Source organism: Marinobacter sp. JSM 1782161 (assembly GCF_011421605.1).
Taxonomy (GTDB): domain Bacteria; phylum Pseudomonadota; class Gammaproteobacteria; order Pseudomonadales; family Oleiphilaceae; genus Marinobacter_A; species Marinobacter_A bohaiensis.
The window spans coordinates 1,588,484-1,600,621 of record NZ_WSSA01000002.1 but is presented as its reverse complement, the minus strand read 5'-3'; the positions used below and the strand labels follow the sequence as shown (position 1 = coordinate 1,600,621).

Here is a 12,138-nt window from a genome sequence, read left to right as displayed (position 1 = left end):
GTCGTCGGGCACAAAACCTTCGGGCATAAAAAAACGACGCCGGCAGCGCACCGGGTGTGCCGGTGGTTGCGGACGTCGTTGTCCGGGAGAGCCCGAGAGCTCCGGTATGTTTGCCAGGCCGGCGTGGTGCCGGCACTGGATTCAGAGCAACTGCCGTGCCCGTTTCCGGATTCATGTGAAAACATGAATGGATTCATTCGGTTGCGATCTGGGGGCGGATGCGTTGCCGGGGTGTCCGGCGGCCAGTTGGTGTCTTTGGCGCACTATTCTGGTTCGTCGGCACGTTCCCCTGCGATTTGTGCTACTTCATTGATCACGCTGCGAAAGTCCCTCCGGGACGCTACAATGGCCGGCCGTGTTATCGCCTGGAGGAGTGGAGAGTGCTGTCGGCTTACCTGAATGCGTTGTTCCCCGTGGTGTTCTGTGCCGGGCTCGGGCTTTTTCTCGGGATCAAAACGACGCTGCTGGATTCCCCCAATCTGTCTAAGCTGGTGACGTTGATCGGCCTGCCGGCGCTGATCCTCAAGGCGCTGCTGGGCATGGACACGCCGGTGTGGTCGGTGTCCGACACCTTCACCGCCATCCTCGCGGTGCTGGCACTGTCGGCCGTGGTCGGTGCCATTGCCCTGAAACTGGCCGGGCTCGAAGTGCGCGGCTACCTGTCGATGCTGGTGAATCCCAACACAGGCAACCTGGGGATTCCGTTGGTGTTCTCCTTGTTGGGCGAGGAGGCGCTGGTGCACGCGGTGGTGATCTCCACCGTGGTCCAGATCAGCCATTTCACCCTGGGTGTGTGGCTGTTGTCGGGACGCTTCTCGCTCAAGGCGATCCTGTCGAATGCCTCGATTATCGCGCTGATCCTCGGGCTGATCTGGATCGCCACGGGCCTGCAGGCGCCGGAGACGGTCACGCGCACGCTCGACATGCTGGCCGGTATGACCATTCCGGTGATGCTGCTGCTTCTGGGGCGTTCGCTGTCGACCATCAACCTCAAGGAGATGGGGCAGGTGGGGCGTATCGTGGGCCTGTCCATCGGCCGGGTGGTTCTGGGTATGGGTGCGGCGGCGGCCGTGATCGCCGTGCTGCCGCTGCCGTCGATCGTCGCCCATACCCTGCTGATCCAGGCCAGCATGCCGGTGGCGGTGATCAGCTACATCCTGGCCACCCACTACGACGGTCCCAAGGACGACATTGCCGCCGTGATCCTGCTGAGCATGCCGTTCTCGCTGCTGGCGGTGTTTGTGGCGCTGCACTTCTTCTAGACGGCTGTCGCGGATGGCGCGCACCGAGAATGTACCCGAAACGTCCGTTTCGGAGGGGCCTGCCAGGGCCCTGGTTTCGCGTATCGGGCAGGCCTGCGGCCTGTTCGGAAGCTGAAGCGTCCGCTACATGGGTGCCGGGTATCGGTGAACTCCGGCGGTTATCGCGAGTGGAATGTAGCCGAAACTTCAGTTTCGGAGGGCCCCGCGAGGGCCCGGTTTCGTGTATCGGGCAGGCCTGCGGCCTGCTCGGAAGCTAAAGCGTCCGCTACATGGGTGCCGGGTATCGGTGAACTCTGGCGGTTACCGCGAGTGGAATGTAGCCGAAACTTCAGTTTCGGAGGGGCCTGCCAGGGCCCTTGATGGGTCTATCGGGCAGGCCTGCGGCCTGCTCGGAAGCTAAAGCATCCGCTACATGGGCTTGGGGTATCCGCGCTTTTCTGCTCATTGATCCAAATGACCCCGGCCATCCGAATGGCCCGTTTCCTGCTGCAGATTTCACCAAAGTGTCATATCTGGTCTATACCGTTCTGGTAACCCAATGAATCCCCGGTTGTTGTGTCCTGCCGGGGCCGATTGAATGGCAGACGCGAGGAAGCAGCATGGAAGGCAAGCACTGGACATCCCTGACCCGAACCGGCATCGCCACGGCGCTCGTAACCGCGCTGTTCTCGACCCACGCGAGTGCCGAGGAACTGCGGCTGATCACCTGGGGCGGCTACGCGCCCGATGACGTGGTGGCGCAGTTCGAGGAAGAAACCGGCATCGACGTGCAGGTGACCCTGTCCAACAACGAAGACATGATCTCCAAGCTGCGGGCCACCGGCGGCGCCGGCTTCGATCTGGCCCAGCCCAGCCAGGACCGCATCATCGGGGTGCAGCGTCAGTTCAACGTTTACCAGCCCATCGACGTGAGCCGCATCGACGCCGCCCAGATCCAGCCCTCCATGCTCAAGGCCACGCAAGAGTCCACGTCGCTGAACGGCCAACAGTACGGTGTGCCGGCGGTGTGGGGCACCAGCGGCCTGATCGTCAACGACGCGGTTGCCGACCAGGTGACCGATTACACGGACCTGTGCAGCGACGCGGTGGCCGGCAAGGTGAGCTACCGTCTCAAACGTCCCACGCTGATCGGCTTTGCCTTTGCCCTGGGCGAAGATCCGTTCGCGGCCTATAACGATCCCGACCGGTATGAGTCGATCATGGCCAAGGTTGAGGACAAGCTGATCGACTGCAAACCCAATGTGAAAACCTACTGGACCGGTGGCGACCAACTGCTGTCCCTGATCCGCACCGGCGAGGTGACCGCCGCCATGGCCTGGGACGCCGGCGGCTGGAAGCTGCACGCCGAGGACCCGTCGATCCGCTTCGTGGCGCCCGAGTCCGGCGCCCTGGGCTGGATCGATACGTTCGCCCTGCCGCGCCGCAGCGAGAACGTGGACGCCGCCTACCAGTGGATCAATTTCGTGATGCAGCCGGAGATCGCCGCGAAGATTACCAACCAGTCGGGCAACTTCACCGCCTCCAAGGGTGCCGACGAGTTCGTTAAAGCCGATCTGCGCGACGCCTACCGCCAGAGCTTCGACGAGGACGCCCTGAACAACATCAAGTGGTACCCGTCGGTGCCGCCGGGACTGGAGTCGATGGAAGGGCAGGTGCTCGACCGCGTACAGGCCGCCAATTGAGCGGGGGTGACGCCACCCCGGACCTGTTCTGCGACCAGCTCGTCCGCCGCTTCGGCAGTCACGCGGCGGTCGACCGGGTGTCCCTGGACGTCCCGGCCGGCTCGTTTTTCTCCATCCTCGGGCCGTCCGGCTGCGGCAAGACCACGCTGCTGCGCATGCTGGCCGGCTTCGACCGGCCCGATGCGGGGGAAATCCGCATCCGCGGCGAGCGCATGAACGAGGTGCCGCCCAATCGCCGGCCGGTGAACATGGTGTTCCAGCACCTGGCGCTGTTCCCCACCATGACGGTGGGGGACAACATCGGCTACGGTCTGAAGCGGCGCAAGGTGCCGGCGGCGGAGCGTCGTCAGCGCATTGCCCGGGTGCTGGAGCAGGTCGGCCTGCCGGATCTGGCGGACCGCCAGCCGGCACAGTTGAGCGGCGGCCAGCGCCAGCGCGTGGCCCTGGCCCGCTGCCTGGTGCTGGAACCCACGCTGCTGTTGCTGGACGAGCCCCTGGGCGCGCTGGACCTCAAGCTGCGCGAGCAGATGAAGGTGGAACTCAAGCACCTGCAGAAGGCCTTCGGCACCACCTTCGTTTACATCACCCACGACCAGTCCGAAGCCATGGTCATGTCCGACCGCGTCGCCGTGATGCGCCAGGGCCGGTTCGAACAGGTGGCCGCGCCGGAAACCCTGTACCGCGAGCCCGCCACCCCATTCGTGGCCGGTTTCGTGGGGGACAACAACCGCCTGCGCGGTGAAGTGTCGCGGCGGGAGGGCGAGCTGGCGTACCTGCGGCTGGCGGACGGCTCGGAAGTGTGTGGACGGATCGCCGGTGATGCCCTGGAAGCTGGCGCTACGGCGGACCTGTTCGTGAGACCGGAGTCGCTGATGCTGTCCCCGGAGGGCGTCTCGCAGTTGCGCGGCCGGGTCATCACCACGCTGTTCGACGGCGCCAACAGCCGGGTTGAGGCCAGCGCGGCGGGGCATACGCTGTTCGCGCGCCTGCCCCAGGACGGCTCGGTGGGCCAGCTCGCGGCGGATGCGTCCCTGAACCTGTCCTGGGACCCGCGACGGGCCACGGTGTTCGCCGCATGAGACCGTCCGCCGGCAAGCTCTCTCTGTGCCTGCTGATGGCGCCGTTCGTGCTGTGGATCGTGCTGCTGGTGGTCCTGCCGCACCTGCAGATGCTGCGGGTGTCGTTCCACGTTCGCGAGACCTGGGACACGGTGGCTTTCGGCCTGGAGCAGTACGGCAACTTCTTCTCCGAGTCCTACTACTGGCGCACGTTTGTGCGCACCGGCGTGATGTCCCTGTTCACCACCTTCCTGACCCTGGTGATCGCCTTTCCCATCGCCTGGTACATCGCCCGGCTGGCGCGTGGGCGGTCGAAAGGGGTCCTGTTCCTGGCCTGCCTGATCCCGTTCTGGGCCAGTGAACTGGTGCGCACCTACGGCTGGATGATCCTGCTGCGCGAAAGCGGCCTGTTCAGTGCGATCCTGCAGGCCGTGGGGCTGGCGGACGGGCCGGTGGAGATGCTCTACAACGACGCCGCAGTCATCGTCGGCCTGGTCTACAACGGTCTGCTGTTCATGGTAGTGCCCCTAGTGACCACGCTCGACGGCATGGACGAGCACATCGTCGAGGCCGGCTACGACCTGGGCGGCAACCACTGGACCGTGCTGCGCGAGATCATCCTGCCCTGGGCCATGCCCGGCGTGGTCTCCGGCTGCATTGTGGTGTTCATGCTGACCCTGGGCAGCTACCTGACGCCGATCCTGATGGGCGGCAAGGACAGCGCCTGGTTCACCGAGCAGATCTTCACCCAGTTCATCACCCGCTTTAACTGGGAACAGGGCGCGGCGCTGGGCGTGTTGCTGCTGGTGCTGTCCTCGGTGATCGTCTGGGCCGGCCTGCGGGTGACCGGGCAGAATCTCCGCAAGGTGATGGGGTAATGGGGTAAGTCATGCTGCGATCGGTTCCGCGTTCGGCCTGGTTTGATCGCCTGTATCTGGCGTACCTGGTGGTGTTCTTCCTGTATCTGGCGCTGCCGCTGCTGGTGACGGCGGTGTTTGCCTTCAATGACGCGCCTTTTCCCTCGCTGCCCTGGCAAGGCTTCACCCTGGACTGGTTCTTCGCCGACGGCAGCGGCGGGCGCACCGGCCTGTTCCACGACGACGGCCTGCTGTCGGCGCTGTGGGTCAGCGTGGTGGTGGCCTTCTGGGTGACGCTGTTGTGCGTGGCGATCGGCTGCGCCAACGCCATCCTGTTCGAGCGGCTGGAATTTCGGGGCAAGGAGCTGCTGTATCTGGTGATGCTGCTGCCGCTGGTGATTCCGGGTGTGATTCTCGGTGTGTCGATCCTGGTGTTCTACAGCGGGATGGCCAACGAGGCGTCCCAGCAGTGGGGCATCGAGCTGGACGTGTTCCGGCCGGGGCTGCCGCTGGTGATCGCCGGCCAGGTGGCGTTTATCACCACCCTGTGCACCCTGGTGATCGCGGCGCGCCTGCGCAAGTTTGATCGCCAATTGGAAGAGGCGGCCCTCAACCTCGGCGCAACGCCGGTGGTGGCCTGGTTCACCGTTACCCTGCCGTGGCTGATGCCGTCGATTCTTGGCGCGGCCGCCATGGCGTTCCTGATGTCCTTCGAGAACTTCAACACCACCGTGATGCTCACCGGCAGCGACACGCCGCTGACCGTCGCCCTGTTCAACCGGCTGCGGGAAGGTTCGACGCCGGTGCTCAACGCCGTGGCGCTGTTGCTGATGGTGGGCTCGGCGCTGCTGGCCGTGCTCGCCATGGGCCGCGGCGGCAAGGGCCGGTCTCAGTAGCCCAGCGGCGGGCGGTGGGTGAGGTAGGCCAGGGCGTAGAGGTCGAGTTCGGTCGGCGCGTAGTAGAACCCCTGGTAGACGTGCAGTGGCTCCTCGCGCGCCAGCATCGCCAGGCGTTGGCGGTCGATACCGTCGGCGGAGATCACGCCTGCCCGGGCCAGTTGCGCCCGTAGGGTGTCGGCCGAGAACTGACGGGCATAGCCGCCGAAGTGGTGTTCGGAAAGCGCGGCCAACTCCCGCGAGAGCGCATTCGACATCGTGCTGCCGTCCAGCCCGTCGGCATCGACCCGGCCCAGCCAGCTCCAGGCCACCAGCCCGGCCAGCCCACGTAAAAACGTTCGCCTATCCATGCTGGATGCCTCCCAGCAGGTGGTCCGCCAGCCGCAGCGCCAGCGCGACGATGGTGAAGGTGGGGTTGGACGCGCCGCCGGCGGGGAACACTGACGACCCTGCAACGTAGACGTTGTCGGTGGTGTGGACCCGGCAATGACGATCCACCACCGAGGTGTCCGGTGACAGCCCCATCCGGGTGGTGCCCATCAGGTGGCCGCCGCCGTGAATCCTGAACGTGGGTGCCAGCAGGGAGGGGCGTCCCAGGCCAGAGTGCAGCAGGGCCCGGGCAAAGTGGTTCCAGGTGGTCCGGGCCAGCTCATCGAAGGCGAAATGGAAATCGACCCGGGGCCGTGGCTGCCCCAGGGCGTTGTGCTGGTCGCTGTCCGATACCCGGTTGAATGGGTGGGGCGGCAATTCGGCACGCAGGCTGACGGGGGTCAGGAGCGCCTCGCGACGCCGGCCCAGCAGGGGCTCGGAGGTGACCTGAACGCGGTTGAAGTCGGCGCTGAGCGAGATCAGGCCCTGCTCGACGCAGTAGTCATCCGCCAGCTGCAGGGCGTGCACCACGCGTTCGCCTTCGTCGATAACCGGCTGCAGGCGCGGCCAGTCCAGATACATGTGCGCCACGGCGTAGAGGTGCGGGTGATCCATCAGCCCCACACCCACCGGCAGATCGTCTCCCAGCCCGGACAGCTGCAGCAGCCGCGGATTACCGATACCGCCGCAGGCCAGGATGAAGCGGTCGGCGGTCAGCCGCATGGCCGGGGTTTCCGGAGCGGAGGTGCTGCGCAGTTCGAGCGCCGTGGCGTGGCCGCGACGATGCAGCAGCCGGGTGCAGGTTGCGTTCAGAACCAGATCAATGCCGGTGTGGTTGGCGATGGGCTCATGGAACTTCCGGTTGAAGCGCACGGGCGGGCTCAGGAAGAAGGGTTTGTAGACCAGCGTGTCGCTGTCCGGGATTGCGACCGACGCCCGGTGGCTGGCATTGGCCGGCAGTTCCAGGATGGCGGCGGCGTCCGGGTACCAGCGGCTGAGCGTGGCGAAGGGAATCGGCCATTCACCCGCCAGGAAGGCGCGTTCCTCCAGCACGGCGCAGAAGCCGCCCCAGATGGTGGAGCTGCCGCCGAAACAGCGCTGGGTGTGCATGGGGAAGTAGCCGTCGCTCAGATCGCCGTGCAGTTCGACGCGGGCCAGATCCTGGGCGGTCGCAGACGCGGTCAGCCCGCCGCTCTCGATCAGCGCAATACGGCGCCCGGACGCCTGCCCCAGGGCCAGGGCGGTGGTGATGCCGGCCGGGCCGCTGCCGATGATGGCGAAGTCGTAGTGCCGTTGTGGCGGGGTTTCCAGGATCACCGGTCGATGTCCCTATCAGGATGGCGAAGGGCAAACAGTCACGATCTCTTTTCAGTATCGGTGAGGGCGACGTCGGCAATAGATTTTTTTGCTACATCGAAGCGATCCGGATAGGACAAAAATGCAAGTAACTGTATGGGTGGGGCGTCGCCCATCTGTCCCGTTCATTGGCATCGCCGTTGTGTTAGCTTGTTTCCTTTTTCGTTAGCGGGAAACCTATGTCGGCGGATAACACCGGGGAAATCACCAAGGGCGTCCTGTTCGGGGTGGGCGCGTACACCATGTGGGGCTGCTTCCCCCTGTTCTTCGCGTTGTTCGAAGGGGTGCCGGCGTACGAGGTGCTGTTCCACCGGATTATCTGGTCGAGTGTGTTCCTGGCTCTGGTGATCGCGCTGCTGCGGCGCTGGACGCCGGTGCGCGACGCCTTCCGCAACCCGCGCCAGTTGTGGCGGGTGCTGGCCTGCGCGGTGCTGATCGCCACCAACTGGGGTATCTACATCTACGCGGTGGAAACCCACCATGTGCTGCAGGCCAGCCTCGGCTATTTCATGACGCCGCTGGTGAACGTGGGTCTGGGGATGCTGGTGCTGCGCGAGCGCATGGTGCGTTTGCAGATGGCCGCGGTGATCCTGACGGCCGTTGGTATCCTGGTGCAGCTGGTGGTGCTGGGGAGCCTGCCCTGGATCACGCTGGTGCTGGCGGGCACGTTTGGCACCTACGGTCTGCTGCGCAAACAGGTGGAGCTGGACGGTCTGTCGGGACTGTTCGTGGAAACCCTGTTGCTGTTGCCGGTGGGTTTGATGGCCCTGGGCTGGTTGTCGTCCGAGGGACTGTCCCACTTCGGTGACGGCGCACGTGCCACCGCCCTGCTGATGGCCAGCGGTGTGGTCACGGCCCTGCCGCTGCTGGCATTCGCCGGCGCGGCCCGGCGCCTGAAGCTGGCGACCGTCGGCTTCCTGATGTACATCAACCCGAGCCTGCAGTTCCTCATCGCCCTGTTCGTGTTCAACGAGCCGCTCAGTACGACGCAGCTGGTGAGCTTTGCCATCATCTGGGCGGCGCTGCTGCTGTATTCCTGGTCGTCCTGGAACACGCGTTCGGTGGCGGCGGCCAAGGCGACCTGAAAGTCGCTGCGGGCGCCTGTTCCGTTCCGGGCATTCCGGGATGATTGATGAGATCCGGCTCGCGGGGGGCGACGGTCGCCATTGTCGGTTACACTCCCGGCTGTCGTTCAGCAGAAGGCGTGCTTTCATCCATGTCGCAGTCTCCCGGCATCCTGTCGATTCAGGCACTCTCGGTCGGTTCCCTCTCGGACGTCCATCTGGACGTCCGGCCCGGTGAAGTGGTGTGTCTGTCCGGTCCTTCCGGCTCGGGCAAGAGTCGCCTGTTACGGGCGGTAGCGGACCTCGAGGCCCATGGCGGCCAGGTCAGCCACGACGGCCGCTCACAGGGCTCGCTGGCGGCCCATGAGTGGCGCCGCCGGGTGATGATGGTCCCGGCCGAGAGCCAATGGTGGTTCGATCAGGTGGGCGCCCACTTCCCGGACGACCTGCCCGAGGCGGACCTGCACGCCCTCGGGTTTGTCAGCGAGGTGACGGGCTGGTCCGTCAGCCGCCTGTCGTCCGGCGAGCGCCAGCGGCTGGCCTTGCTGCGGGCGCTGGTCAGCGGGCCGTCGGCGATCCTGTTGGACGAACCCACCAGCAACCTGGACCCCGAACGCACCCTTGCCACGGAAGACTGGCTGCGCCGCTGCATTCACCAGCGACGCCTCTGCGCCTTGTGGGTTGCCCACGACCCCGCCCAGATTGAGCGCGTTGCCGACCGACATGTCCGCGTCACGGATCATGGACTGGAGGTGGTGTCATGGGCGTGATCGATCTGGCCTGGTGGAAGCTGGCCCTGGCGGCGAGCATGGTCCTGCTGCTGGCCCTGTTCACCCATCTGGGACGCCTGGGTATGACCCGCAGCCTGGTGATCGCCGCAAGCCGTACCGTCGTGCAGCTGGCGCTGATCGGGGTCGTGCTGGAGGCGCTGTTCTCCACATCGAGCCCGGTCTGGGTGCTGCTCATGGCGATGGTCATGCTGCTGGTGGCCGGGCGCGAAGTCACGGCCCGTCAGAACCGGCGGCTCACCGGGTGGTGGGCGTTTGGTCTGGGCACTGGCGCCATGTTCGTGTCGTCCTTTGCGGTGACGGTGTTTGTCCTCACGGTGGTGATCGGTCCCGATCCCTGGTACGCGCCCCAGTACGCCATCCCCCTGCTGGGCATGATCCTGGGCAACGCCATGACCGGCGTGTCGCTGTGCCTGGAGCGGCTGACCGAATCGGTCTGGCGGCAGCGGGCGGTGATCGAGGCGCGCCTGATGCTGGGCCAGACCTGGCGCGAGGCGATCGGTGATATCCGGCGCGATGCCATGCGCAGCGGCATGATCCCGTCGATCAATGCCATGGCGGCGGCGGGGATTGTGGCCCTGCCGGGCATGATGACCGGCCAGATCCTGGCGGGCAGCTCGCCGGGTGTGGCGGTGAAGTATCAGATCCTGGTGATGTTCGCGATCAACATCGGGTCCGGGTTTGGCACGGTGATGGCCGTGTCCTGGGGCAGTCGGCGTCTGTTCGATGAGCGCGAACGCCTGCGCCTGGATCGGTTGACCCGTTCTCCGGCGCGATGACGTGCGCTGACCGGTGCGCTCAGGCGCCCGGTTCGGGGAAGGCGTGCTTAGCCAATCCGGAAACCCGGATTACGCTTGCGCAGGCAGGCGATGACTTTCTCGCGCGGGGTGGAGCTTTCGAACGCGGTGGGCAGTTCGTCGCTGCCAAACAGGTCGATCAGTTGCGCGGTATGGGGACCATCGTGTTTGGCGATCCACAGACCGTTTCCGGTTTTCAGTTCGATACTCGATTGCACGGTATCCAAATGACCTCCTTAGTGGGGGTGTGGGTTCCAGCGGCTCATTGTCCAGAACAGCCCGGCCAGGGCGTAGGTAACGCACATCGGCAGTAGCCAGAGCTTGTGTTCGTAGGGTAGTTCGATACCCGTGGACTGCGTCAGTTCCGGCCATACCGATTCCAGGTTGACCAGGATCAGGATGGCGAGTGACGAGAGAGTGACAAAGCCGCCGATCAGGACCGGTGCGCTGTCCGTGTGATCACGGTGCGGGCACTCGGTTGAGTCGGGTTGCGGTCCTTCCGCGGTGTATCCTTCCATGACGTCTTCCCTCTTCCGTGAGTTTTTGCCGCAGCTAAAAAATCAGGTTCAGAATGATCAGGAATCCATACTGACGGGACTGCTTATACCCTTGGTCCTTCTCCAAGATGGGGTCATTCCATCCGAATTCAAGGGGCAGTATCCCGAAATTTGGTTGCAGTTATGTGATACGCAATCTCCAATCCATTGGATCACTGTCACCAACATGGGCGTTGAGCCGCCATCAACGGTGGCCACAGCCGGCTTCTTCAGAACCGGAACCCCTCATCCGCCTGGCGTTGCTCGACCCGGATGCCCTGCCGTTCCAGCAGGCCCACCAGGGCGCGGGTGTCGTCCATGTTGAGAAACGGCGCCAGGCCGATTTCCAGTTCCCGGTGCATCAGGAAAAGCCGCGGCGGAGTCCAGGGATGCCGCGCCGCTACCAGGTGAATCCGGGTGTCCCGGCGTGGCAGTTGCCACTCGGCCAGCTTGCGTTGCCGCCCTCGTTCCAGGCACAGGGTATCGGCATCGATCGACAGCACCTCGCAACGCTGGCACTCGCGACAGGTGGTGTAGATGGCCCAGGCCAGGGCGCTCAACTCAAGGCCGGCGAACGGCAGGATCAGCCAGGCGCCGGCCCAGGCCATGCCCCCGGCGATCAGCACCGAGACCACGAGCAGTGCGAACCAGACCCGCAGATTGCCGCGCCAGCTGAGAGAACGATTGGGTGTCAACAGCAGGCTTGTACCGCCACGCCGTCGCAGCCGCTGGACCATCGCAATACTCCCACGTGCCCACAACCGGGCGCCGCTTCCGGCATCGGTTGGCTTTTCAGTATAGAAGCGATCCGGAGGGTGGCCAAAAAATGACCTGTCATGGGCGGGCCGGCGTTGCAGGTGCCGGCCCGCCATAGGGACGGATCAGAAGTGCAGGACCTGCGGCTGTACCAGCCGGTCGTAGTCCTGATAACGCATCTGCATGACCTCGTCATGGCTGCCGGCGTTGAAGGAGATACGATCGTCCTCACGCAGGTGCTCGCTGACGAACACGTCCATGTTGTAGAGGTTGCCGAAAGGCGGCATTGCACCGAGCTCGCAGTCCGGAAACGCCTGGCGGATGTCGTCTTCGTCGGCCAGCTCCACGTCCTGGGAGCCCATGGAACGGCGCAGTTCGTCCAGGTGGACCCGGTCGGTGGACGGCAGGACCGTCATGAACAGGCGTCCGTTGGACTTGACGACCACGGTCTTGGCGAATTCGCGACCCCGGACGTGCGCCGCCTGGGCGGTCCGTGAAGCGTCGACGGTGGGTTCGTGCAATGCGGTCTGGTAGGTGACAGCGTTGCTGTCGAGATACTGCCGGAGTTTTTGACTGATCATGGCGTTGACCTCCCTCACCGAAGTGAAAGTCCCATGATGGCTTGCCCTTTCAGTTTAACACGGCTGGAGCCGGGCGAAGGAAGAGGTGCGCATGGGCCGTGCGCTTGCCGGTGTACCGGGTAACGCCGGTCACAAA

General features: G+C 64.9%; 14 protein-coding genes. 8 read left to right on the top strand and 6 right to left on the bottom strand.

Features of this window, described 5'->3' with window-relative positions; genetic code table 11:
• Positions 1 to 380: 380 nt before the first annotated feature.
• The 5 genes from GQB00_RS07140 to GQB00_RS07120 all read left to right on the top strand — a co-directional run bounded on the left by GQB00_RS07140 (position 381) and on the right by GQB00_RS07120 (position 5,755).
• Positions 381 to 1,262, top strand: coding sequence for an AEC family transporter (locus GQB00_RS07140; protein WP_111495159.1), 882 nt, complete (start codon positions 381 to 383; stop codon positions 1,260 to 1,262).
• 599 nt (positions 1,263 to 1,861) lie between these two features.
• Entirely contained in the window at positions 1,862 to 2,944 is a 1,083-nt protein-coding gene (locus GQB00_RS07135) for an extracellular solute-binding protein (protein WP_165855711.1), read from the top strand.
• Entirely contained in the window at positions 2,941 to 4,023 is a 1,083-nt protein-coding gene (locus GQB00_RS07130; protein WP_207950627.1) for an ABC transporter ATP-binding protein, read from the top strand. The genes GQB00_RS07135 and GQB00_RS07130 overlap by 4 nt, the downstream gene beginning before the upstream one ends.
• A complete protein-coding gene (locus GQB00_RS07125; protein ID WP_111495163.1) occupies positions 4,020 to 4,880 on the top strand; it encodes an ABC transporter permease in 861 nt (286 codons plus the stop codon). The genes GQB00_RS07130 and GQB00_RS07125 overlap by 4 nt, the downstream gene beginning before the upstream one ends.
• Before the next feature lie 11 nt (positions 4,881 to 4,891).
• On the top strand, positions 4,892 to 5,755 hold the full coding sequence (locus GQB00_RS07120) for an ABC transporter permease (RefSeq protein WP_165855710.1): 864 nt from the start codon (positions 4,892 to 4,894) through the stop codon (positions 5,753 to 5,755).
• Here the strand turns inward: GQB00_RS07120 and GQB00_RS07115 are convergent.
• Entirely contained in the window at positions 5,749 to 6,105 is a 357-nt protein-coding gene (locus GQB00_RS07115; RefSeq protein ID WP_165855709.1) for a hypothetical protein, read from the bottom strand. The two genes, GQB00_RS07120 and GQB00_RS07115, sit on opposite strands and share 7 nt — an antisense overlap.
• Positions 6,098 to 7,441 carry a GMC oxidoreductase gene (locus tag GQB00_RS07110; protein ID WP_165855708.1) on the bottom strand — a complete coding sequence of 448 codons (1,344 nt, stop codon included), beginning with the start codon at positions 7,439 to 7,441 and terminating at the stop codon, positions 6,098 to 6,100. Before GQB00_RS07110 ends, GQB00_RS07115 begins: the two co-directional genes overlap by 8 nt.
• Positions 7,442 to 7,659: 218 nt before the next feature.
• Between GQB00_RS07110 and rarD the strand changes: the two genes are divergently transcribed.
• From rarD to GQB00_RS07095, 3 genes are all read left to right on the top strand, one after another.
• A complete protein-coding gene (gene rarD, locus GQB00_RS07105) occupies positions 7,660 to 8,565 on the top strand; it encodes an EamA family transporter RarD (protein WP_165855707.1) in 906 nt (301 codons plus the stop codon).
• 131 nt (positions 8,566 to 8,696) lie between these two features.
• Positions 8,697 to 9,314 carry an ABC transporter ATP-binding protein gene (locus GQB00_RS07100; RefSeq protein ID WP_165855706.1) on the top strand — a complete coding sequence of 206 codons (618 nt, stop codon included), beginning with the start codon at positions 8,697 to 8,699 and terminating at the stop codon, positions 9,312 to 9,314.
• Entirely contained in the window at positions 9,305 to 10,111 is an 807-nt protein-coding gene (locus GQB00_RS07095) for an ABC transporter permease (protein WP_111495175.1), read from the top strand. Before GQB00_RS07100 ends, GQB00_RS07095 begins: the two co-directional genes overlap by 10 nt.
• A gap of 47 nt (positions 10,112 to 10,158) precedes the next feature.
• Here the strand turns inward: GQB00_RS07095 and GQB00_RS07090 are convergent, their stop codons facing one another.
• The 4 genes from GQB00_RS07090 to GQB00_RS07075 all read right to left on the bottom strand — a co-directional run bounded on the left by GQB00_RS07090 (position 10,159) and on the right by GQB00_RS07075 (position 12,002).
• On the bottom strand, positions 10,159 to 10,356 hold the full coding sequence (locus GQB00_RS07090) for a hypothetical protein (RefSeq protein ID WP_111495177.1): 198 nt from the start codon (positions 10,354 to 10,356) through the stop codon (positions 10,159 to 10,161).
• 9 nt (positions 10,357 to 10,365) lie between these two features.
• Entirely contained in the window at positions 10,366 to 10,647 is a 282-nt protein-coding gene (locus tag GQB00_RS07085; RefSeq protein ID WP_111495179.1) for a hypothetical protein, read from the bottom strand.
• A gap of 248 nt (positions 10,648 to 10,895) precedes the next feature.
• Entirely contained in the window at positions 10,896 to 11,402 is a 507-nt protein-coding gene (locus tag GQB00_RS07080) for a DUF2244 domain-containing protein (RefSeq protein WP_165855705.1), read from the bottom strand.
• Between the two features lie 144 nt (positions 11,403 to 11,546).
• Complete coding sequence (locus GQB00_RS07075) at positions 11,547 to 12,002, bottom strand: aminoacyl-tRNA deacylase (RefSeq protein WP_111495183.1); 456 nt, start codon at positions 12,000 to 12,002, stop codon at positions 11,547 to 11,549.
• Positions 12,003 to 12,138: the final 136 nt, after the last annotated feature.

Coding starts and splice junctions, on each gene's coding strand:
- GQB00_RS07135 (WP_165855711.1), top strand. CDS start 1,862: ATGGAAGGCAAGCACTGGACATCCCTGACCCGAACCGGCATCGCCACG.
- GQB00_RS07125 (WP_111495163.1), top strand. CDS start 4,020: ATGAGACCGTCCGCCGGCAAGCTCTCTCTGTGCCTGCTGATGGCGCCG.
- GQB00_RS07120 (WP_165855710.1), top strand. CDS start 4,892: ATGCTGCGATCGGTTCCGCGTTCGGCCTGGTTTGATCGCCTGTATCTG.
- GQB00_RS07115 (WP_165855709.1), bottom strand. CDS start 6,105: ATGGATAGGCGAACGTTTTTACGTGGGCTGGCCGGGCTGGTGGCCTGG.
- rarD (WP_165855707.1), top strand. CDS start 7,660: ATGTCGGCGGATAACACCGGGGAAATCACCAAGGGCGTCCTGTTCGGG.
- GQB00_RS07100 (WP_165855706.1), top strand. CDS start 8,697: ATGTCGCAGTCTCCCGGCATCCTGTCGATTCAGGCACTCTCGGTCGGT.
- GQB00_RS07095 (WP_111495175.1), top strand. CDS start 9,305: ATGGGCGTGATCGATCTGGCCTGGTGGAAGCTGGCCCTGGCGGCGAGC.
- GQB00_RS07085 (WP_111495179.1), bottom strand. CDS start 10,647: ATGGAAGGATACACCGCGGAAGGACCGCAACCCGACTCAACCGAGTGC.
- GQB00_RS07080 (WP_165855705.1), bottom strand. CDS start 11,402: ATGGTCCAGCGGCTGCGACGGCGTGGCGGTACAAGCCTGCTGTTGACA.
- GQB00_RS07075 (WP_111495183.1), bottom strand. CDS start 12,002: ATGATCAGTCAAAAACTCCGGCAGTATCTCGACAGCAACGCTGTCACC.